The organism is Arthrobacter sp. B10-11 (assembly GCF_033142195.1).
GTDB lineage: Bacteria > Actinomycetota > Actinomycetes > Actinomycetales > Micrococcaceae > Arthrobacter > Arthrobacter oryzae_C.
In genome coordinates this window covers 716,438-735,609 of the sequence record NZ_JAWMTH010000002.1, presented here as the reverse complement: position 1 = coordinate 735,609, position 19,172 = coordinate 716,438, and the positions used below count along the sequence as shown (strand labels likewise).

At 65.7% G+C, this 19,172-nt stretch carries 23 protein-coding genes and 1 riboswitch; of the genes, 16 read left to right on the top strand and 7 right to left on the bottom strand.

All coding sequences use genetic code 11. The annotated features are described in order from the left end of the window. Window positions 1-189: 189 nt before the first annotated feature. The 11 genes from RW112_RS09065 to RW112_RS09015 all read left to right on the top strand — a co-directional run bounded on the left by RW112_RS09065 (window position 190) and on the right by RW112_RS09015 (window position 11,448). The gene (locus RW112_RS09065; protein ID WP_317781421.1) at window positions 190-927 is read left to right on the top strand and encodes a DUF5058 family protein; all 738 of its coding nucleotides are present in this window, start codon (window positions 190-192) and stop codon (window positions 925-927) included. A 23-nt stretch (window positions 928-950) separates the two neighbouring features. Then, a complete protein-coding gene (locus tag RW112_RS09060) occupies window positions 951-1,712 on the top strand; it encodes a hypothetical protein (protein ID WP_317781420.1) in 762 nt (253 codons plus the stop codon). A gap of 14 nt (window positions 1,713-1,726) precedes the next feature. Further along, a complete protein-coding gene (locus tag RW112_RS09055; protein WP_317781419.1) occupies window positions 1,727-2,974 on the top strand; it encodes an amidohydrolase in 1,248 nt (415 codons plus the stop codon). A gap of 99 nt (window positions 2,975-3,073) precedes the next feature. Continuing rightward, a complete protein-coding gene (locus tag RW112_RS09050) occupies window positions 3,074-4,072 on the top strand; it encodes an Lrp/AsnC family transcriptional regulator (protein ID WP_317781418.1) in 999 nt (332 codons plus the stop codon). A gap of 83 nt (window positions 4,073-4,155) precedes the next feature. Next, window positions 4,156-4,253, top strand: a riboswitch (glycine riboswitch). A 221-nt stretch (window positions 4,254-4,474) separates the two neighbouring features. Then, window positions 4,475-5,911: an L-serine ammonia-lyase gene (locus RW112_RS09045; RefSeq protein ID WP_317781417.1), complete on the top strand. Its 1,437-nt coding sequence runs from the start codon at window positions 4,475-4,477 to the stop codon at window positions 5,909-5,911. Between the two features lie 26 nt (window positions 5,912-5,937). Next, window positions 5,938-6,945 (top strand): lipoyl synthase, encoded by a 1,008-nt coding sequence (gene lipA, locus RW112_RS09040; protein ID WP_317781416.1) that lies wholly within the window; start codon window positions 5,938-5,940, stop codon window positions 6,943-6,945. A 30-nt stretch (window positions 6,946-6,975) separates the two neighbouring features. Beyond that, window positions 6,976-7,812 (top strand): methylenetetrahydrofolate reductase, encoded by an 837-nt coding sequence (locus RW112_RS09035; protein ID WP_317781415.1) that lies wholly within the window; start codon window positions 6,976-6,978, stop codon window positions 7,810-7,812. Beyond that, window positions 7,802-9,274, top strand: coding sequence for a D-serine/D-alanine/glycine transporter (cycA, locus tag RW112_RS09030; RefSeq protein WP_317781414.1), 1,473 nt, complete (start codon window positions 7,802-7,804; stop codon window positions 9,272-9,274). The genes RW112_RS09035 and cycA overlap by 11 nt, the downstream gene beginning before the upstream one ends. Next, window positions 9,271-10,128: a formyltetrahydrofolate deformylase gene (gene purU / locus RW112_RS09025; RefSeq protein WP_317781413.1), complete on the top strand. Its 858-nt coding sequence runs from the start codon at window positions 9,271-9,273 to the stop codon at window positions 10,126-10,128. The genes cycA and purU overlap by 4 nt, the downstream gene beginning before the upstream one ends. A gap of 253 nt (window positions 10,129-10,381) precedes the next feature. Next, window positions 10,382-10,654, top strand: a complete 273-nt coding sequence (locus tag RW112_RS09020; RefSeq protein ID WP_305943006.1) for a hypothetical protein — start codon at window positions 10,382-10,384, stop codon at window positions 10,652-10,654. Window positions 10,655-10,704: 50 nt separating this feature from the next. Then, window positions 10,705-11,448, top strand: coding sequence for a lytic transglycosylase domain-containing protein (locus RW112_RS09015; protein WP_317781412.1), 744 nt, complete (start codon window positions 10,705-10,707; stop codon window positions 11,446-11,448). Between the two features lie 14 nt (window positions 11,449-11,462). Here RW112_RS09015 and RW112_RS09010 read toward each other — a convergent pair whose 3' ends face one another. Then, on the bottom strand, window positions 11,463-12,107 hold the full coding sequence (locus tag RW112_RS09010; RefSeq protein WP_317781602.1) for a DNA alkylation repair protein: 645 nt from the start codon (window positions 12,105-12,107) through the stop codon (window positions 11,463-11,465). A 141-nt stretch (window positions 12,108-12,248) separates the two neighbouring features. Between RW112_RS09010 and RW112_RS09005 the strand changes: the two genes are divergently transcribed. Further along, window positions 12,249-12,665 (top strand): hypothetical protein, encoded by a 417-nt coding sequence (locus RW112_RS09005; RefSeq protein WP_317781411.1) that lies wholly within the window; start codon window positions 12,249-12,251, stop codon window positions 12,663-12,665. A gap of 25 nt (window positions 12,666-12,690) precedes the next feature. Here RW112_RS09005 and RW112_RS09000 read toward each other — a convergent pair whose 3' ends face one another. Then, a complete protein-coding gene (locus tag RW112_RS09000; RefSeq protein ID WP_317781410.1) occupies window positions 12,691-12,906 on the bottom strand; it encodes a hypothetical protein in 216 nt (71 codons plus the stop codon). Window positions 12,907-13,104: 198 nt separating this feature from the next. On the opposite strand from RW112_RS09000, the gene RW112_RS08995 reads away from it, so the two are divergent. After that, the gene (locus tag RW112_RS08995) at window positions 13,105-13,689 is read left to right on the top strand and encodes a histidine phosphatase family protein (protein WP_317781409.1); all 585 of its coding nucleotides are present in this window, start codon (window positions 13,105-13,107) and stop codon (window positions 13,687-13,689) included. 8 nt (window positions 13,690-13,697) lie between these two features. Here RW112_RS08995 and RW112_RS08990 read toward each other — a convergent pair whose 3' ends face one another. Both RW112_RS08990 and RW112_RS08985 read right to left on the bottom strand, forming a co-directional pair. Then, window positions 13,698-14,480 carry a hypothetical protein gene (locus tag RW112_RS08990; protein WP_317781408.1) on the bottom strand — a complete coding sequence of 261 codons (783 nt, stop codon included), beginning with the start codon at window positions 14,478-14,480 and terminating at the stop codon, window positions 13,698-13,700. 133 nt (window positions 14,481-14,613) lie between these two features. Then, entirely contained in the window at window positions 14,614-15,066 is a 453-nt protein-coding gene (locus RW112_RS08985; protein ID WP_317781407.1) for a DapH/DapD/GlmU-related protein, read from the bottom strand. Between the two features lie 172 nt (window positions 15,067-15,238). Here RW112_RS08985 and RW112_RS08980 point away from each other — a divergent pair, with 172 nt between their 5' ends. After that, a complete protein-coding gene (locus RW112_RS08980; RefSeq protein ID WP_411709885.1) occupies window positions 15,239-16,135 on the top strand; it encodes an SGNH/GDSL hydrolase family protein in 897 nt (298 codons plus the stop codon). A 75-nt stretch (window positions 16,136-16,210) separates the two neighbouring features. Next, window positions 16,211-16,402 carry a hypothetical protein gene (locus RW112_RS08975; protein WP_317781406.1) on the top strand — a complete coding sequence of 64 codons (192 nt, stop codon included), beginning with the start codon at window positions 16,211-16,213 and terminating at the stop codon, window positions 16,400-16,402. A gap of 46 nt (window positions 16,403-16,448) precedes the next feature. Here RW112_RS08975 and RW112_RS08970 read toward each other — a convergent pair whose 3' ends face one another. The 3 genes from RW112_RS08970 to RW112_RS08960 form a co-directional block, all read right to left on the bottom strand. Continuing rightward, window positions 16,449-16,796 (bottom strand): DUF202 domain-containing protein, encoded by a 348-nt coding sequence (locus RW112_RS08970; RefSeq protein ID WP_317781405.1) that lies wholly within the window; start codon window positions 16,794-16,796, stop codon window positions 16,449-16,451. Between the two features lie 2 nt (window positions 16,797-16,798). Continuing rightward, window positions 16,799-17,200: a YidH family protein gene (locus RW112_RS08965; RefSeq protein ID WP_317781404.1), complete on the bottom strand. Its 402-nt coding sequence runs from the start codon at window positions 17,198-17,200 to the stop codon at window positions 16,799-16,801. 761 nt (window positions 17,201-17,961) lie between these two features. Then, the gene (locus RW112_RS08960) at window positions 17,962-18,291 is read right to left on the bottom strand and encodes a YegP family protein (RefSeq protein WP_317781403.1); all 330 of its coding nucleotides are present in this window, start codon (window positions 18,289-18,291) and stop codon (window positions 17,962-17,964) included. Between the two features lie 251 nt (window positions 18,292-18,542). On the opposite strand from RW112_RS08960, the gene RW112_RS08955 reads away from it, so the two are divergent. Continuing rightward, window positions 18,543-19,097, top strand: a complete 555-nt coding sequence (locus RW112_RS08955) for a cysteine hydrolase family protein (protein WP_317781402.1) — start codon at window positions 18,543-18,545, stop codon at window positions 19,095-19,097. Window positions 19,098-19,172: the final 75 nt, after the last annotated feature.

Below are 19,172 nucleotides of genomic sequence, written 5' to 3'. Positions count from 1 at the left end.
CCGCCCCTTTCCGCGGCCGGGAAATTTACACCAGCGCTTCATTTTTGTGATCTATCGGAAATCTGAAAACTGTGTACTTATGGACAACTCGTGCTGTAAAAATGAAACAAACAGGCACAAGGAGTTCATGAAGTATTAATTTCGGACACTCAATTGAAGAGTGTTCCCTCAGTTTCCCGAGGAGTAAACGTGGTTGTCGCAGCTGTCGATCCCGGTTCCACAGACATCACCCCTTTGATTCACCACCCAGTCCTGTGGGCGTCCGCGGTGGGCGTTTTCGCCGTCGTCATCCTCCAGTCGCTGATCTACTTCAAGGCGATCAGGAAGGCGGCGCCGGCCGCTGAGCTGACGCCGGTGCAGGTCAACAGCTCGGTCCGCTCCGGTGCCGTGGCGGCCATCGGCCCTTCCCTTGCCGTTGCCCTGATCGCCATTTCGCTCCTCCCGCTGTTCGGAACCCCCGCGGTCCTGACACGCATCGGCCTGGTGGGCTCGGCTGCCTTCGACGTTGCCGCAGCCGGCATTTCGGCAGGCACGCAGGGCGCGCAACTGGGCGGACCCACATACACCCAGAAGATTTTCGCCCTCGCCTTCGCCGCCATGACCATCGGCGGACTCGCCTGGATGCTGACGGCGCTGATCCTGACGCCCATCCTCAGCAAGGGCGACGCCAAACTCCGCAAGGTGAACCCCGCCGTGATGGCCATTGTCCCGACGGCGGCGCTGCTGGGCGCCTTTTTCACCCTCGCCTTCCAGGAAGTACTCAAGTCTCCCGTCCACCTCGTCACCATGCTCGCCTCCGCTGCAGCAATGGGCGTGTGCCTCCTGCTTGCCCATAAGCTCCGGCTTCCCTGGCTGCGCGAATGGGGACTTGGAATGTCCATCATCGTGGCACTCTCAACCGCCTTCCTCATGACCGCAGCCGCCTGAAACCCCCGACTGGAGCCATTCTGATGTCCACCATGACTTCCCCTGAAACATCCGCACGGTTTTCGGCCTTCGACCGCACCACGTCAATCTGGGGTCCCATCACCCTGGGGCTCGGGCTTCTGATCTCCCTTGCCGCGGCCCTGTACGCCGCCTTCGGCGCAGGCATGGGGGTGACACCCCTGGAGCTGATCACCGCCGTCGGCGCTGTCCTGGCCACTTTCGGCATCATCGCCGTGATTGAGCCGGTGTCCTACTTCCCCATCCTGGGACGGTCAGCCATGTACCAGGCCTTCCTGATCGGCAACATCGCCAACAAACTGCTGCCGGCTGCCATCGTGGCGCAGGCCAACCTGGGGGAGAAGCCGGGTACCCGCCGGGCGGAACTCATCGCCGGCAGCGCCATCATCGGCGCGGTGCTGGTCCACATCACCACCCTCATCCTCTTCGTCGGCGTGCTGGGCACATGGCTCGTGGGAATGCTCCCCGCGCCGCTCATCGCCACGGCCCGCAGCTACATCCTGCCCGCGATTTTCGGCGCCGTAGTGCTGCAGAGCGTGATGGCGATGAAGAGCCGCCGCACCACGATTGTGGCTGTTGTTGTGGCCGCCATCATCGTTTTCGTGGTGGTGCCGCTAGCTCCGGGGCTGACGTACTTTGCCACCGCGCTGGCTGTCATCATCACCATCGCAGCCTCCTGGTTTGCGCGCTCCAAAGCCCCGCAGGCCCTGGTTGAACCGGCCGCCGGCGACAGCGCGCGCGCCCGAATTTCCGAACCCACCCACTGAAAGGGAAGCCAACTATGACCACCACCACAGGCGTACGCCTGACCCCCGCCGTCGAAGTGCCCGAAGACTTTGTGGAGGAGTACGTCGGCGTCTACAAGCACCTGCATGCCCACCCGGAACTCTCGGCCCAGGAGTACAGCACCGCGGAGTACATCGAACAGCACCTTGCCGGCCTGGGCATCGAGTCCTTCCGTTGCGGCGTGACCGGGGTGGTCGGCGTCCTGAAGAACGGCGACGGACCGGTCATCGGCTTCCGCGCCGATACCGACGCCCTGCCCATCGCCGAACAGACGGGCCTTGACTACGCCAGCGAGGCCACCGGCACCCTGCCGGACGGGACCGTCGCTCCGGTGATGCACGGCTGCGGGCACGACACGCACATTGCCGCCGCGCTGGCGCTCGCGTCGCTCCTCACGGACCGCAGCGAACTGTGGGCCGGAACCCTGGTGCTCATCTTCCAGCCCGGCGAAGAGACGGCGTATGGCGCCAAGGCGATGATCGACGACGGCCTGTGGGACCGGGCTCCCAAGCCAGAGGTGGTGCTGGCCCAGCACGTCATGCCGGTCAGCCAGGGAAAACTCATGATCCGGGGCGGGCACATGGCCAGCCTGGCCGATTCGTGGAAGATCACCGTCCACGGCAAGCAGGCCCACGGCTCGCAGCCGGAAAAATCGATTGACCCTATCGTGGCCGCCGCCGCCATGGTGCTTCGCCTGCAGACCATCGTCTCCCGCGAGCTGGCACCTTCGACGCCGGCAGTCGTCACCGTTGGAACCTTCCATGCGGGCCTGAAGGAGAACATCATTCCGGACTCCGCCGAGTTCTCGGTCAACGTCCGGACGCCCGATGAGGACACACGCGCCACCGTGCTTGCCGCCATCCGGCGGATCATCTCGGCCGAAGCCGAGGCCTCGGCGGCGCCGGAACCCACCATCGTGGAACTGAACAGCTTCCCCCGCTGCTACAACGATCCCGCCTCCGCCGACCGCGTGACTGCAGCGTTCACAGCGGATTTCGGCGCTGATGCGCTGATCGACTCACCGCTCGGCATGGGGTCCGAGGATGCGGGGTGGCTCAGCGACGCCATCGGCGTGCCTGGCGTGTTCTGGGCCTTTGGCGCCTTCGACCCGGAGCTCTTCGAGGGCGGGGCAACACCCGCCGGGAACCATTCGCCGCAGTTCGCGCCGGACGCCCGTGCCGCCGTCGTCGGGGGAACGGGTGCCGCGCTCTCCGGAGTGCTAGCCTATCTGGGCCGGAACTGACTTGAGCGGGGCGGCGGCGCGTCCGCCGTCCCGGTTCCGTTCAGCGGGAGCAGGCTGCCGGCGTCGTACTTTCGCAGCCGCAATGAAAGGAGCCGGGACATGGAGCAGCTTGACGTCCTGGACCGGCAGATCGTGGCCGCGCTGGTTCGGAACGGACGCGCTCCCTGGCGCCTGATCGCCGATGTCCTGGGGCAGCAGGAACGCACCGTGGCGCGCCGCGGCAACAAGCTGCTCGAAGCCGGGGTGGTGCGCACAAACTCCTTCGTCAATCCATCATCCGTCAGTGCGCGGTCGGCCTTCCTGCTGCGCGTGACGGCGGCGCCGCGCAATCTTCGCAGTGTCTGCACTTGGCTGGCGGTGCAGGAAGAGTCGTCGTGGGTCACCGCACTGTCCGGCACGAACGAGGCCGTGGCGGAGCTGTTTCTTTCCCCGGATGAACTCGGCGGGCTTCTCTACCGGCGCCTGTCCGGGGTGGACGGTGTGCAGTCCTTCGCCATGACACCGCTGCTGGAGTATTTCCGGACCCCCAGCGGCTGGACTCCGGACGTACTGGACAAGAAACAGTACGCCGCGCTCCACCGCGACGAGGACGGCCGGCTGGCCGGAATCCGCACCGGCCAGCCGGGTGAGGCACTTGATGAAACGAACCGGTCGCTGGCCGAGCTCCTCCACCGCAACGGCCGGGCCACCGTGGATGAGCTGGCCTCCGCATTGTCGGTCTCCAAGGCAACCGTCAGCCGCCGCCTTGAAGCCATGACCAACTCCGGTGCCCTGTTCATCAGGGCAGTGGTGGATCCCGCAGTGCTCGGATTTCCCGTGGAGTCCCTCCTTACCCTGACCCGTTCCGGGAAGGCGGCGGAGGCGCCGGCGAAGTACTTGGCCAGCCTTCCGGTGACCCGCTGGGCCGCCGCCTCCGGTGAGGACGTGCTGGCCCAGGTGGCTCTGCCAGGCCTGGACGAACTCCGGCTGCTGCTCGACGATCTCCGGCAGATGGACACGGTCACATCCGTCCGGTCTTCGGTCTATGCCGAGATCTTCAAACGCAGCACCGTGATGTACCGGGACGGGATTCCGGAGCGCCCGGCACGGGCGGAATGATCCACACGAAGTAACTCTGTTGCATGTTGTCCGCCGGACGGGATAATGTGTGAGCCGTGTCACCGACAAGTGGCACACGCTTTTGATCTGCGGCGGGAGAGTCCTGCCGGTACGTTCAGCAGGCGCCGTAGGAGCAAATCCTCCCCAGGAATCTCTCAGGCCCACGTACCGCCGCGGCGAGGCAACTCTGGAAAGTAGTCCGGTCTCCGGGCTCACCGACGGTGCAAGCGGCACCCCGTAGCAGCAGGGTCCGCGGAAACTCTCAGGTCAGATACAGAGCGGGGAGGAACCCGAATCATCGTGGCGCCATGCGCCACCTGAATTATGGAGTTCCTCGTGACCGTTCAGTTGTTCCCCAAAACCTCCGCCCCGCTGCGCCCGGGCACCTAAGGACACCCGGCCATGGCTGTTGGTGTGTTTGATCTTTTTTCCATTGGAATCGGGCCGTCGAGTTCGCATACGGTGGGTCCGATGCGGGCTGCCGCGGTGTTCGCCGAGGAGCTGAAGGCGTCCGGTGACCTGGACCGGGTGGCGTCGCTGCGGGTGGACCTGTACGGTTCGCTGGCTGCGACCGGGCACGGGCACGGGACCATGACGGCCATCCTGCTGGGGCTGGAGGGTTTTCATCCGGAGAAGATCCTGCCGGCGGAGGTGGAGGAGCGGCTGGCGGCGATCGCGGAGACCGGGAAGCTGCAGCTGGCCGGCGCCGGTGACGGGCTGGGTGTGGCGTTGCCGTACGGGGTGAAGGACATGGTGCTGCGACCGTTGACCATCCTGCCGCGGCACACGAACGGGATGACGTTCACGGTTTCGGACGAAAAGGGGGAGGTGCTGCACCAGGCGACGTTCTTCTCCGTCGGCGGCGGGTTCATTGTCCGTGAGGGTGAGGAGGACGCGGCCCGGCAGGAGCTGGAGGAGTCCAAGAAGGAGCTGCCGCTGCCGTTCCGGACCGCTGCGGAGTTGCTGGGCCGGTGCCAGTCCAAGGGCCTGTCCATCGGGGAGATCATGTTCGTCAATGAACGGGCGTCCCGGTCCGGGGAGGAGATCCGCGAAGGGCTGCTGCACATCTACTCCGTGATGGAGGAGTGCGTCGCGGTGTCCCTGAAGCGTGAGGGGCTGCTGCCGGGCGGGCTGAAGGTCCGCCGTCGGGCCCCGGACTGGCACGAACGCCTGATGAAGGAGACCCGGGACCAGGATTCCCGGGACCCGGAGTACCGGGATCCGAAGTACTGGCAGGAATGGGTCAACCTGATCGCCCTCGCCGTGAACGAGGAGAACGCCTCCGGCGGGCGGGTGGTCACGGCGCCGACGAACGGGGCGGCGGGGATCATTCCGGCGGTGCTGTATTACGCCCTGCATTTCGCGCCGGGCATGGATAAGGCGACGCAGGCGGACCGGGATGATGTGGTGGTGAAGTTCCTGCTCACCGCCGGTGCCATTGGTGTGCTGTACAAAGAGCAGGCGTCGATTTCGGGTGCCGAGGTGGGTTGCCAGGGCGAGGTGGGCTCGGCGTCGTCGATGGCCGCTGCCGGTCTGGCCGAGGTGATGGGCGGCACTCCTGCGCAGGTGGAGAACGCGGCGGAGATCGCGATGGAGCACAACCTGGGCCTGACGTGTGATCCGATCGGCGGTCTGGTGCAGATCCCCTGCATCGAGCGGAACGCCATCGCTGCGGCGAAGGCGATCAATGCCGCGAAGATGGCGCTGTGGGGTGACGGGACGCACCGGGTGTCCCTGGACGAGGTGATCGTGACCATGCGCGAGACCGGCCGGGACATGTCCTCCAAATACAAGGAAACGGCCATGGGCGGCCTCGCCGTCAACGTCGTCGAATGCTGAAGTCGAATGCTGAAGGAAAGAGAACTATGACACTGGCACCAGAAGGCCGGAAGATGCTGCGTATCGAGCAGCGCAACGCGGCCACACCGGTGGAGCGTAAGCCGGAGTGGATCAAGGCCAAGGTCCAGATGGGCCCGGAGTTCGTCCAGCTCAAGAACCTGGTCAAGAAGGAAGGCCTCCACACCGTGTGTGAGGAGGCCGGCTGCCCGAACATCTTCGAGTGCTGGGAAGACAAGGAAGCCACGTTCCTGATCGGCGGCTCCGAATGCACCCGGCGCTGTGATTTCTGCCAGATCGATACCGGCAAACCCTCCCCGGTGGACATGTTCGAACCCACCAAGGTGGCCCGCTCGGTCCAGGCCATGCAGCTGCGCTACGCCACCGTCACCGGCGTGGCCCGCGACGACCTGGCCGATGAAGGTGTCTGGCTCTACGCCGAAACCGTCCGGAAGATCCACGAACTGAACCCGGGCACCGGCGTCGAACTGCTGATCCCGGACTTCTCCGGCAAACCCGAGCACATCGCCGCGATCTGCGACTCCAAGCCCGAGGTCTTCGCGCACAACGTCGAAACGGTCCCGCGGATTTTCAAGCGCATCCGCCCGGCGTTCCGGTACGAGCGGTCCCTGGATGTGATCACGCAGGGCCGGAACCTGGGCATGGTCACCAAGTCCAACCTGATCCTGGGCATGGGCGAGACCCGCGAGGAAATCTCCGAGGCCCTGCGCGACCTGCACCAGGCAGGCTGCGACCTGATCACCATCACCCAGTACCTGCGCCCGTCCGAACGGCACCTGCCGGTGGACCGCTGGGTCAAGCCGCAGGAATTCGTGGACCTCGCCACCGAGGCCGAGGAAATCGGCTTCCTCGGCGTCATGTCCGGACCGCTGGTGCGTTCCTCCTACCGTGCCGGCCGGCTCTGGGCCACCGCGATGCGCAAGAAGGGCTGGGAAATCCCGGCCGAACTCGCCCACATCGAGTCCTCCGGCAGCACACGCCAGGAAGCCAGCTCCCTCATCGCAGCACAGCGCTGAGAACAACGGATTGAGAACCAGAGAGGACCAATGATGTTCCCCACCAGAATCGAGATCATCCCTTCCGAGGGAATCGTTGACCGGATCCGGGCGCACGTGCCCGTGACCACAACGCTCACCGTCACGTGCCTGCCCCACCACGGCATCGAGCGGACCATGCGTGCCGCCGTGCAGCTGGGTGTGCTCGGCTACAACGTCGTCCCGCACCTCGCCGCGCGGAGCGTGCATGACCGCGCAGAGCTGACCGGAATCCTCCGCGACTGCAACGTTGCCGGCATCCGGGAAGTGTTCGTGATCGGCGGAGACCGGAGGCAGCAGGCCGGCCAGTACGGGTCCGCCCTTCCGCTGCTGGAAGACATCGCGCAGTACTCCGGCGGCATGATGCGGGCGGGCGTTGCCGGTTACCCGGAGGGCCATCCGGGGGTTGGCCCGGTGGACCTGCTGGATGCCCTGCTGGCCAAGCAGCACCTGGCCTCGCACGTCGTCACGCAAATGTGCTTCTCCGAGCCGAAAATCCTCGATTACGCCGCGCTCCTGCGCCGCGAAGGGGTGCAGCTGCCCGTCTGGGCCGGCGTGGCGGGGTCCGTCCCCCGGACCAAACTGGTCTCCCTGGCGACGCAGATCGGCGTCGGAAGTTCGCTGAAGTTCCTCAGCCGCAAGGGTCCGCTGGCGCGCAAGCTCCTCAGCGGTGACCGCTATTCGCCGCAAACCCTGGTGGCCGGGCTGGAAAGCCAGCCGGGAAACATCGCAGGCATCCATCTCTACAGCTTCAACAACCTTGATCCGGTCCCCGGCGGGCCGGACCAGGCGTCAACGTCCGCAGCACTCCAGTCCGCTTTGATCCGAGGAACAGCACGTGACAACTAAGACCCTGACTTTCCACCAGGAGCCGCACCTTGAACGGCAGCTAAGCAACCGGCACATCCAGCTGATCGCCATTGGCGGCGCCATCGGCACCGGCCTCTTCATGGGTTCCGGAAAGACCATCTCGGCGGCCGGGCCGTCCGTCATCTTTGTGTACATGATCATCGGCTTCATGCTGTTCTTCGTGATGCGGGCCATGGGCGAACTCCTGCTGTCCAACCTGAACTACAAGTCCTTCAGCGACTTTGCCGCGGACCTCCTGGGTCCCTGGGCCGGCTTCTTCACCGGCTGGACCTACTGGTTCTGCTGGGTGATCACCGGAATCGCGGACGTCATTGCCATTGCCGGCTACTCGAAGGAACTCTGGCCGGGGCTGCCGCTGTGGATCCCGGGCCTGGCCACCGTGGCCATCCTCCTGCTCCTCAACCTTGTCACGGTGAAGGCGTTCGGCGAGACCGAGTTCTGGTTCGCGCTGATCAAGATCATCGCCATCGCGGCGCTGATCATCGTGGGCATGTTCATGATTTTCACCGGGTTCCAGTCCGACGCCGGTCCTGCCACCTTCTCGAACCTGTGGAGCCACGGCGGCTTCTTCCCCAACGAATTCATGGGCTTTGTGGCCGGCTTCCAGATCGCCGTGTTCGCCTTTGTGGGGATTGAGCTGGTGGGCACCACGGCCGCGGAAGCCAAGGATCCGGAGAAGAACCTGCCCAAGGCCATCAACTCCATCCCCATCCGTGTGCTGCTCTTCTACGTGGGCGCCCTCATCATCCTGATGTCCGTCACCCCGTGGACCCAGTTCCAGGCCGGCCACAGCCCGTTCATCGCCATGTTCTCCCTGGCCGGACTGGGCGCCGCGGCCACTGTGGTGAACCTGGTGGTGCTCAGCTCGGCCATGTCCTCGGCCAACTCCGGCATCTACTCCACGTCGCGCATGGTCTACGGCCTGGCCCAGGAGGGCGACGCCCCGTCAGTCTTCAGCAGCCTGTCCCGCCGCAAGGTCCCGCAGAATGCGCTCTTCCTCTCCTGCGTCCTGCTGCTCTCCGGCGTGGTGCTGATGTACGCGGGCTCCGACATCGGCAAGGCCTTCGACATGGTGACCACCGTGTCCGCCGTCTGCTTCGTGTTTGTGTGGTCCATCATCCTGGCCAGCTACCTCGCCTTCCGCAGGCGCCGTCCGCAGCTGCACGAGGCGTCCAGGTACCGGATGCCCGGCGGCGTCCCCATGGTCTGGGTGGTGTTCGCCTTCTTTGCCTTCGTGCTGTGGGCGCTGACCACGCAGCCGGATACGCTGCTGGCGCTGCTGGTGACGCCGGTGTGGTTCATCCTGCTCGGCGCCGCCTGGCTGGTACTGCGCAGCCGGCCCGCGCACCTGGCCCGTTACGCCACGTTCCAGGCTGAACTCGCCCAGGACATGGAGCCCGGAACGGCCCTCACCCGCGAACTGGGAGACGTGAAGAAATGAGCCCCGCCGAGCACGTCCTGACCCTCGACTGTGCCGAGTCTCCGGGCATTGTCCACGCAATTTCTGGATTCCTGCTGGACCACGGCTGCGACATCATCGACAACAAGCAGTACGGGGACCGCCAGGAGGGTCACTTCTTCATGCGCGTCCACTTCGCCTCGGCGCCGGAGGCCTACAGCACCGAGGAGCTGCGCCGGGACTTCACGTCACTGGCGCACAAATGGCAGATGAACTGGCAGCTGGAGCCGCACGGCCGTAAACGCCGCGTCCTGGTGATGGTGTCCAAAATGGGCCATTGCCTCAACGACCTGCTCTTCCGGGCCCGTACCGGGGACTTCCCGGTGGAGATCGTCGCCGTGGTCTCCAACCATCGCGAGCAGGAGGACCTGGTGCGGTGGCACGGCATCCCGTTTTTCCACCTGCCGGTCACGAAGGACACAAAGCCGGACGCGGAGGCGCGCCTGATGGAGCTCGTCGACGCCTTTGACGTGGAACTCGTGGTGCTGGCCCGCTACATGCAGGTCCTGAGTGACGAGCTCTCAGCCAAGCTCGCCGGTCGGACCATCAACATCCACCACTCGTTCCTGCCCAGCTTCAAGGGTGCCAAGCCCTACCACCAGGCCTACGAACGCGGCGTTAAGACCGTGGGTGCTACCGCCCATTACGTCAATGCGGAACTCGACGAGGGCCCGATCATCTCGCAGCAGGTGATCGACGTGGACCACACCTACACCGCGGACGACCTGGTGGCCGTTGGCCGGGACGCCGAATGCGCCGCGCTGCGCAACGCCGTGCGCTGGCACTGCGAAGGCAGGGTCCTGCTGCTCGGCAACCGCACGGTGATATTGCGGTAAGGCGCTCGCTTAGAAGTACGACGTCGGCGGGTCACCCGGGAAGGTGGCCCGCCGACGTCGTACTTTCCTCTTCACCCCGGAGTTTTTGTCCAGATAATGGGGGCTCAACGTCCCGGAAGTCGCGTTATGTGGACAAAAACTCGGCGATGCCGTGACGTCCGACTCGTTCGCCGCTGTGGGGGAATGCCGGGACCCCGGAGGGCCTTGAACTAACCGGGCCCCGACTACCGGTTTGCCTCTCGAGAGGACCTCTTTGCCTACTTTTATTCCGTTCACCGTTTGCGCCACTGTCCGCGAAGACCACAAGCGCTCTTTCCGCACGGACATTGAGCGTCTCACCTCCAGCCATCGCGGATGGGCGCCGCTGGACGTGGTGAAGTCCACCAACACGCAGGCGTTTCTGCGGGGAGCGGTGCCGAACGGCGCCCACACTGCCACGGATGCGAGCCTGGCCCGCTATCTCCAGGAGCGGCTGGTGGCCGACAGTGACATCCACTTGGATCTCACCGTCAGTATGGAGCGGTAAGTTATACCCGGCTGACTAACAACACGCCGGAAACGAGAACCACTAAGTCCATGCTCCGACTCAAACGCCTTGCGGTCTTTTGCCTGTTCGCGACCTGCGTCATCAGCGGGCTCCTGTTCTGGGCGCTCGGCCAGTCCGGCGCGGCCGGGCTGCGGGGCCAGCCTCCACCGCCGCAAGCTGGCATGAAGCTCACTGCACTCCCGGATTTCAGCGCCCGCGCCGTGGACATTACCGACGGCACTGTGGATCCGGAGTGGCTTGCCAGGACGGCGAAACAGACCGGCATACCTGCCCGGGCGCTGCAGGCTTATGCAGCCGCCGCGGAGCTCGCCAACACCGCCACCCCCGCGTGCCGGGTCGGATGGAATACCGTGGCCGCCATCGGCTTTGTGGAGTCCGGACACGGGAGCCATGGAGGCGGGAGTCTGTCCGGCACCGGGCAGGCAAGCGGGCCGATCATCGGACCAAGCCTCGACGGCGGCGGTTTCGCCGCCATCCCCGACACGGACGACGGCGTCCTCGACGGCGACGCTGTCTGGGACCGCGCCGTGGGACCCATGCAGTTCATTCCCACCACGTGGGACCTGGCAGGGCGGGACGGGAACGGAGACGGAATCGCCGACCCGCTGAACATCGACGATGCCGCACTCAGCGCCGCCTCGTACCTGTGCCGGGGCGGCCGTGACCTCACCACCGCCGGGGGATGGAGCGGCGCAGTGCTCTCCTACAACCAGTCCGATACCTACCTGCGGCAGGTGCGCGACCAGGCCAACGAGTATGCGGCGCTGTCCTGAGCCGGAAACTCAAGCTACATGGCGTTCTGTCGACGGACCATTTCGGCGATCCAAATGGGCGCGAAAGGTGACGTGCAGTTCGGCGGCGTCGGGTAGTCCTTGAGGACCTGCAGGCGTTCACCGATCTCGATGGCACGGGCGCGGTGGCCCGGGTGCTCGATCCCGATCTGCGCCAGGCAGTTGTTCATCGCCCACTGCAGGCGGTCCGGGGCTTCCTTCATCTCCGCCTCAATGACGTCGAGCAGTCCTGCGAGGTCGAGGCCCTCGGGCTTCTTCGCCACGCGCTCAGCGGTCAATGCCCAGCCGGCACTCGCGACCACCGGATCCGGATCTGCGAACCACGCCAGGCGCAGCTCTTCGGAATGCGGGTTTTTCTTCACCACATAGTTCACGAACCAGTCGTGCACCTTGGGGGTGCCCGCTGCGCGCACCATGACGTCCAACTGGTTACGCTCGAATGCCTTCGGGCGGCAGATCAGGATCGCCAGCAGCTTCGCCGCGGTGTCTTCCGTCTTCCAGAGCTGGAGCGCGAGGTCCTGCTGCGTCTTCAGCCGCTTCGCCAGCGCGCGGAGCTTGCTGAGGTTCACACCGTGATCATCACCGTGTTTCTCGTTCACCTCGCGCATCCTCGGATCCTCGAGGGCGGCCAGCTCAGCCATCACCTCTGCCACCGTCGTCTCGGCCACTTCCGCCTCCTGTTCATCGCGCGTGAGGTTCAGCTTAGTGGGCGAATGGATGAGCAGCGCTCAGGAGGTCCTGTGGCCCTGTTACCAGGGAAGGCCGGCAAATAGCATGGCGTCATGGAACAACTGCAGGACATGAACGCTGACGAACCGGCATTGTCAGCCACCACGGTTTTCGCCAGTCTCGCGGAGTTGAGGGACGCGCCCGGCTATAGCCCGAAGGCAATCGCCGAACGGCTGGTCAACTCGTTGGGTGCAGATGCTGCGGCACCGCTGCTGGGCATCAGCGTGGAACTTCTGGAACGCTGGGCGTCGGGCCAGGATGCGCCGGATGCGGGCGGCCGGCTCGAGCTTGCGGACCTGGATGCCCTTGTAGGGCACCTCCACTCCGCTTTCACGCCGGCGCAGGCAATGGTCTGGATGTGCAATCCCAACGTGCAGCTGGGATCCAGGCCAATCGACGTTTACCGTACCCAGGGATCGGCACGGGTGATCGGTGCCATCCGGGCCTACGTGCAAGGGGATCTCGGCTGATCGTCAGAACGTGATGACGCGCAGGTCAGGCGCTGAGCGATTCTTCTGCCTTCGAGCGGATGAACTCGTGATCCTCCGGCGATAAGACCACCTCGCCATGCTGGCCACTTCCTGAATCTTCCCCTGTTGCCTTGGAGATAATTGTGGTGATGGTCCGGGGCAGAATCCGGCACCCCGGGTTGTCGATGAGCCACTTCTGCGTGGGCTGGTCGAGCCGGTCCCAATGATCCCTGATGTTCATCTGAATCGATGCTGCCTTCCTGCTGAGTGCGGGCGGAACGGTGTGCAACATGACAGGCTATGGAGTCCCTTGAAGGTGGTTCCGGCTCAAGATACGCCTGACGGATGACGAAGGCAAGGCCCCTGGCCCTGCGCCTGCGTCGTCGTAAACGTCATGGACAGTTCCGGACCGGGCATGCCGTCAAGGCAGAATGGAGGCATGACCCTTACGACGTTCGCCCTTGTCCGCCATGGCCAGACTGACTGGAATGCGCAGCGCCGCCTGCAGGGATCCACTGATATTCCACTGAACGACGTCGGCCGCGGACAGGCGCGCGACGCCGTCGCCGCCCTGTCCGGCCATAAGTGGGACACCATCGTGTCCTCGCCACTGAGCCGTGCGGCGGAAACTGCCCACTTAATTGCCGAAGGGCTGGGACTCAGCGTCGCCCGGCACGTGCCGGAACTCACCGAGCGCAGCTTCGGGCCGGCGGAAGGGCTGCAGGCCGGCCCCGAACTTGAAGCCCTCCGCGTTCCCGGCGGCTTCCGTGGCGCGGAGAGCGAGGACGAAGCGGCCTCCCGCGGCCTGGCAGCCCTGGAAGGACTGGCCGAAGAGTTCCGCGGCCGCCGCGTCCTGGTGGTGGCCCACGGCACACTCATCCGCGTCAGCCTCAGCCGCGCTATCGGCCGCACGCTGCAAAGCGTCGACAACGCCGTACTCAACCTGGCCCACCACCACGCCGTCGACGGCTGGCAGCTCGAATACTTCAACGGCGAGCGGGTGACGGCTGCCGTCGAAGCCTGACCTTCCGCCTAGGACGGGTAGTACTCCTCCGTCGGGGCGAACCCCGCCCGGTCCACTCTTCGGTGGTAATGCACCCCTGCAATGCCGCCCGCGACGGCGCCGAGAAGGGCCAGGGCCGCGACGGCGATGAGGGCAATGACGCCTGTGGTGCTCAGCTGGCCCTGATTCAGGGGAAATCCAAGAAACTCGCTGAGTGTGGTGAGGACATTGAGCTGCCCGCCGAGGCCGCCAAAAAGAACCACACCAACCACAATCGCGCTCATAAGCACGGCCCACAGCCACACCATGAGCCCCTGGCCGACGCCGTTGAAGCGCGCCATCCGCCCTGCAACGTACCCGCCCAGGAAATACGCGAGGAAGGGGATCGCCAGGAGCATGGCGGCACCCGTCACACCACCGGGCCATGGTGATGACTGGCCTGCACCCGACACCAGGTCCGTGCCGGCCAGCAGCCCTGCCCTCACAGCCGCCAAAGCCAGTGCCGCCAGCAGGACAGTCATTGCGGTGGCCGTCAGCCAGCCGAAAAAGGCCGATCCGATCTTGATGCCGCCGAACCGCTCCTCTTCCCGGGCAACGACTGCTTCGCGGATAGCGGCCACCGCCACTTCGGGGAAGAAAGCCCCGGCCGTGCCGCCGGTCTCATCGGCGTACCCTTGGCCCCCGCTGTCAGGTGCACCACGGTCGTCGGGGGTGGCGCCGTCATCCAGGGCAGCGCCGTCGGAGGGGATCCCGCCGTCGGAACTTTCGGCCCCGCGCCCTTGCCCGCCATCGGGATCCCATGGGCTGCCCATCTCGCGTCCCCGCTCTCAATGCTCAAACGGTGGGTATGCCTCCACGGTAGTCGCACGCCGGCGTGCTCCGCGAGAGCCTTTAGGCCCCCCTCTGGAACCGCCGACTTTGGCACCGCTCACGCGTCATGCGCGCTCAGGCGGCCTTGCGTGTTTTACGGCTGCCGTCCGGGCGGGACCGCTGGGAAGCGGCCGCGGACGACTTGCTTCCGGCCGTGATGTAGCTGCCCGAGGCGACTGTGCTGTCGCCGTGCAGGCGGACTCCGTGGCCAATGACCGCGCCTCCTCCGATCCTGGAGTGGCTGCCCACCCGGACCCTGTTTCCAACCACCGCTCCGGGCCCCACATACACGGCATCGCCAATCACCACGCGGTGGCCGATGCGCGCCCGCCGGTCGATCCAGCTGCCGCCGCCAACCCGGCAGCCCCTGCCCACCAGGGCGCCGGCCTCCACATAGGCAGTCGAACTAATGAACGACGTCTCATCCACGTCCGCACCGCGGCCGATCAGACCGCCGCCATTCGGGTGCCGGCGGTAGCTGATGACCTTCCCGGCGTCGTCTTCGACTGTTTCGATTTTCCTGCTCATGACCTTCCTGTCAGTCCGGCGCAACCCGTAGCTGCGGACACTCGTTTTAACGTCTGCGGAGCGGCGGGCATTCCATTGACAAAAACGGCATTTGGTCCCTTTTGCGGAACATGTGGGCCGCTCCGGTGGTTAATGAGAAAAAGGGCGCAGGCTTCCCACAAGGAGGTGCGTGGTGGCCACACAGGACAAGGATCTGTCAGGGCGGGGGATCCGCGGTGGCGGCGGCAGTGCGGAGTACGCCGCCGGTGCCGGCGGGCACCCATGGCGCAGGTACGTCGCCTTGGGGGACTCGTTTACCGAAGGAGTGGGGGACCCCGACCCCCGGCGTCCCGGCGGAGTGCGCGGATGGGCCGATCGCGTGGCTGAGGAGCTAGGTAATGGCTGTGCGGACTTTACCTACGCGAACCTTGCCGTGCGTGGCTTGCTGCTGGAACAGATCCTGGCCCGGCAGGCCGGGCCGGCGCTGGCTCTGGAGCCGGATCTGATCACAATTTCCGCCGGCGGCAACGACCTGGTCTTCCACGGCAGCGACCCGGACAAGCTGGCGGACAAGCTCGATGCCGGCGTCGGGCTCCTAAGTTCCAGCGGTGCCACCCTGGTTCTTTTCACAGGTCCCGACTGGAGGTTGACGCCCGTGCTGGGCCGCAACCGGACCAAGGTTGCGGTTTTCAACGAAAACATCCGCGCGATCGCCTCCCGGCATGACGCCGTCATTGCTGACCTGTGGGGTTTGCGTGAACTCCGGGACCCGCGGATGTGGGATCGGGACAGGTTGCATCTTTCCCCGCTCGGCCACCACACCGTGGCAATGAGAGTGCTCGATGCACTTGGTGCACCGCATGTGCTGGTGCAGCCGGAACCCGGTGTGGCACCCGCAGACCTGGTGCAGGCCAACTGGCGGCAGGCCAGGGCTGAAGACCTTGAGTGGGCCCGGAGGTACCTGCTGCCGTGGGCTGTGCGCCGGTTCCACCGGCGTGCCCCTGCTGTGGAACACACGGCGAAGCGGCCGGCCGCGGATCCGGTGAACAGTCCGGGGCAACCTGCCATCGCCATGGAGGGCCAGGGGTAGGCCGGAGTACGTCAGGCGTCGCTCATGCTGGAGTGTCGTCCCTCCGGTGTCGGTGCCCTGCCATAAACTCACTCAGTGGCAGATTCCAGCACCGACCCCAGTGCAAACACAGGCAGTGCGAACACGGTGGTGATCCCGGTACTCGAGGGCCAGACCTGCATTGGTGAGCTGCTTCCGGACTTCAAGGACATCGTCGGAATGAGCTCCGCTGAAGGGGTGCTGACAGCCGCAGGCGAATCTGCAGACGGCCAGCAGATGCTTTTCTAACCGGCTGCCCGTTGACTGGCCGGCTGTGCCGGCTGCCCACCGGCCCTTACGGCTGCAGCGGCAGGAACAGTACCGTGTAGATCCCCAACAGGGCGAGGACGACGACGCTCGCGGCAACTGCCGCCGTCGAACCTGCATGCGGTGCCATGGTTTCGTGCCTGATGCCCCGAACGGCGCGATGGAAACGCCTTTTCTGGGTGAGGTTGATGGCAACTGCCGTGACGATGGCGCCCCCGACGAGCGTTCCGACGAACCAGCCGTGATGGGGCAGCCACCGCAGGAAGACTGCTGCTGCGATCACCATCGACATCGTGGTGCGGCTCCAGGCGAGATCGGTCCGTTCAGGTTGAAGACCCGCGTCGCCGTGCCAGGCGGAGTCGCGCTGGGCTGTCACGGTCAGGCCGGCCGGGCGATCACGAAAACCACCATGATGGCTGCCACGAGGGCTCCTCCGATGGCCAGCACCGGGGCGATGAGGGGCAGCGGCAACGGCGCCTTTGACCGCATGGCGCGTTCCACGTTCACCCACCGGAAGAACGAGCCGCCGCCGATCACCAGTGCCAGGACGAGCAGCAGCACTGCGATGGTCTTGCGCAATTCCGGGCCCAGGAGGTCGGCCATAAAGGCTTCGACGGCCACGCCGCCGGCCAGCAGGGCCAGCGAAGTGCGGATCCACGCCAGGAAGGTGCGCTCGTTCGCCAGGGTGAACCGCGGATCGGGCTCGGTGCCGCCGCGGAGGATCCGGGAAGCGAGCCAGCCCCTCGTGTCCGGCTCTCCGGTGTTCGGATCTTCTGGCAACGTGAATCCTTCCGTACGCGGCAGGGCAGATGTGCTCCCTTCTCTTGCCTACCATGTTTCCGGCCGTGGTGCCGCACGCTTGGGTGCACGCCGGGGCTGATGGTCCGCCGGATTCCGTGCCCAATTGGGTAGCGTTGTACGTCGTGAGCACCGGACAGAGGATTGTGGGCACTGCGTCGCTGTGTTGTGCCGTCGTCCTCCTCATGGTGGCGTTGGCTGCGCCGGCGGCCTCTGAACCGTGCCCTGCAGGCCAGGTTCCGGTGACCCCCGGCGGCGTCTGTGTTCCGTTGAGCCCCTTGCTTCCCGGACCAACAACGCCCACGACGGCGGTCCCGACCGCGCCGGCACCCTCGACCACGGTGACACCGGACCCTGCACCGGGAGGCCCTGTTCCCGGCCCAAACAGCCCGACGGCGACCGCCCAGCCGCTTGCGCCGGGAACCGAACCGCCGGGAACCCAACTGCCCGAAAGCCAGGCGCCCGCAAGCCAGGCGCCGGGAACCGACGCCAACGCTGCCGGGAACGCGACCGGGACGCCGTCACCGGGATCTTCCGCAGTTCGGGCATCTGCGGTTCCCACGTCAGCTGCCGAGACGTCGCCTACCGTTCCGGCGGCGCCACCTGCCCTGCAGCAAACGAGGCCCCGGGCAACGTTGGCTACGGCGGGCTGCATGCTTGTTGCCGGCGGAATCCTGCTTGTTGCCGGGGCCGCAGTCGGCTTCAGGCTGCGCCGTCCCGCGGCCGGGGTGCGCGGGGCGTGATTACGCCACTCCCGAGAGGTGCGGCACGGCCGCGGGCCGCCGCACTGCCGCGTGTTTGCGGAAGCCGTCAACCGGGGTCCGCCGGGGTTCGCAGGCCGCGGTGACCGGTGCCGGCGTCGCAGCAGCCGAGGTCGGAACCGAATTGCCGGCCGGGCAGAGGTCGCTGATCAGGCCCATTCCCGCGCACTCGCGGACTGCCTCGATGGCCGCCACGGCTGCGGATTTGTCCCGGTACGGAGCGGACACGGCCAGTTCGGTTCCGTCGGGCGTGGTGAGCCGGAACCGGTACTGCGCTTCTGCGTCAACGAAAACTTCAAACTTGCCGGCCATAACTAATCCTTCCGGTCTGCGGAGCCCGTCCGCCGGCGGCTTCGCCGCGAAACAGGCCGAGCGCATCTCTGCGAACATCTTCCGCTGGTCTGGTCGAACGATCAGAATTGATCCGTTCATCAAGTGCTTTAAGTCTGTCGCGGCCCCGTGCAGGCCCACAAGACCGATCAAGTTAAGCCCACGTAAAATGCATGCAACGGATCGCCGCCCGGGTCCCGTCGAAGGCCCCGGCGCGTACAAAGGAGCTCGCTATGACCAAACTGTCGGATCGACCCAACACCGCCTTGATGGTGATCGACGTCCAGAACGGCGTGGTGGCCGATGCGCACCAGCGTGACGCCGTCGTGGCCAACATCGCCACCCTCGTGGACCGTGCCCGCGGCGAAGGAGTGCCCGTCGTGTGGGTCCAGCACTCGGATGAGCAGCTGGAGAAGGGCAGCGGGGCCTGGGAACTGGTGCCCGAACTGAAGCGCCGGGAACAGGAACCGCTGGTGCATAAGTCCTTCGCGGACTCCTTTGAAGACACCGACCTGGAAGATGTGTTGGCCAGGGAGGGCGTGGGCAGGCTGGTGGTGTCCGGAGCGCAGACTGACGAGTGCATCCGTTCCACGATCCACGGTGCCTTTGTGCGCGGCTACGACGTCACGCTCGTGGGTGATGCGCACACCACTGAGGACCAGAGCGAGTGGGGAGCGCCGACGCCGGACAAGGTCATCGCGCACACCAACCTCTATTGGAAGTACCACACGGCTCCGGGGCGGACGGCGGCGGTTGAGGAAACGAAGGACGTAACCTTCGCAGGCTGAGGCGGTCCGCTAGCCGCTCCGTCGCAGGAACTTTGGCAGAATGGAACGGCGAAAGGCCTCATGAGGAGGCCGCGC